This window comes from Flavobacterium aciduliphilum, from assembly GCF_003268855.1.
GTDB classification, from domain to species: domain Bacteria; phylum Bacteroidota; class Bacteroidia; order Flavobacteriales; family Flavobacteriaceae; genus Flavobacterium; species Flavobacterium aciduliphilum.
Genome location: NZ_QLSZ01000025.1, coordinates 1 through 1410 on the forward strand (window position 1 = coordinate 1; position 1410 = coordinate 1410).

Genomic DNA, 1410 nt, shown 5'->3' on the forward strand with positions numbered 1-1410 from the left:
TTTGGGGGTATTTTTATGGAAAGAAAAGTCAAGTATGATTATGCATTTAAGTTAGAATGTGTAGAATTAGTTTTAAAGAAGCATTATTCTTGTGAATCAGTTTCTAAAGAAAAAGGACCTAATGAATCCAACATTCGAAAATGGGTTGGGTTTTACAAACAATATGGCAAAACAGGTCTTTTGCCTAGAAAAAATCAAAATTACTCAACAGATTTTAAATTAAAGGTTCTTCAATCTATTGGTGCTGATTATTTATCTCTAAGTGAGGCTTGTTTGAAGTTTAATATCACTTCAGAATCAGTTATTATAAAATGGCAAAAAGATTTTACTACTTTTGGTATTTCAGGATTACAACCAAAACCTAAAGGGAGATCAAAATCTATGAGTGATTATAAGCGTAAAAAGCGTAAAACAAATAAACCATTAACCAGAGAAGAAGAACTTCTTTTAGAGAACGAATCTTTACGCTGTAAACTAGAATATTTAAAAAAGTTACAAGCCTTAATTCAAGCCGAAGAAGCAGCCAAAAAGCGCAAGTCATAATGGAATTAAGGCATAAGTTTGATTTAGATATGCTTTTAAATCAAACAGAAATGGCACGAAGTAGTTTTTATTATCACGAAAAACAAAATAAGCTGCCTGATAAATATAAAGCAATTAAAGAGTTAATAAAATCAATTTTTCACAAACATAAAGGGCGCTATGGTTATCGTAGAATAACCGATGAACTTCAAAATAAAGGAATCGTTATTAACCACAAAACCGTTTTAAGATTAATGAAGTTGTTAGGGTTAAAAAGTGTTATTAGAATAAAGAAATACAAATCCTATAAAGGAGAACAAGGAAAAATAGCTCCAAATATATTGGAACGTAATTTTAAAGCCACAGCTCCTAATCAAAAATGGGCAACTGATATAACTGAGTTTAATGTCTGTGGAAAGAAATTGTATTTATCACCTATTATTGACTTGTTTAATCAGGAAATAATTAGCTATGAGCTAACAGAACGACCAGTGTTTAATCAAGTAGTTATGATGCTAAAAAAAGCATTTAAGAAAATACCAAATAACACAAATTTAATGCTTCATTCTGACCAAGGTTGGCAATATCAAATGAAACAATATCAGTATTTATTGAAAGAAAAAGGAATTATACAAAGTATGTCAAGAAAGGGAAATTGTTTAGATAATGCTATTATTGAAAACTTCTTTGGAATATTAAAATCTGAACTTTTTTATATAAAAAAGTTCAGAACAATAGAAGAATTAAAAAGCGAAATAAAAAAATATATAAGCTATTATAACAACGAAAGAATCAAATCAAATTTAAACAAAATGAGCCCGATTAAATATCGAGCTCACTATTATCAAAATTAATTATAAATTTGTCTAAACTTTTGGGTCCAGTCTA

2 protein-coding genes are annotated in these 1410 nt (G+C 28.4%); both read left to right on the forward strand.

Annotation, left to right across the window (positions count from 1 at the left end):
• Positions 1-543, forward strand: a 543-nt coding sequence (locus CLV55_RS12745; RefSeq protein WP_211306498.1) for a helix-turn-helix domain-containing protein, incomplete at its 5' end; no start/stop codon positions are given.
• Positions 540-1376 (forward strand): IS3 family transposase, encoded by an 837-nt coding sequence (locus CLV55_RS12750; RefSeq protein WP_245902731.1) that lies wholly within the window; start codon positions 540-542, stop codon positions 1374-1376. The genes CLV55_RS12745 and CLV55_RS12750, both read left to right, overlap by 4 nt.
• The last annotated feature ends 34 nt before the right edge of the window (positions 1377-1410 follow it).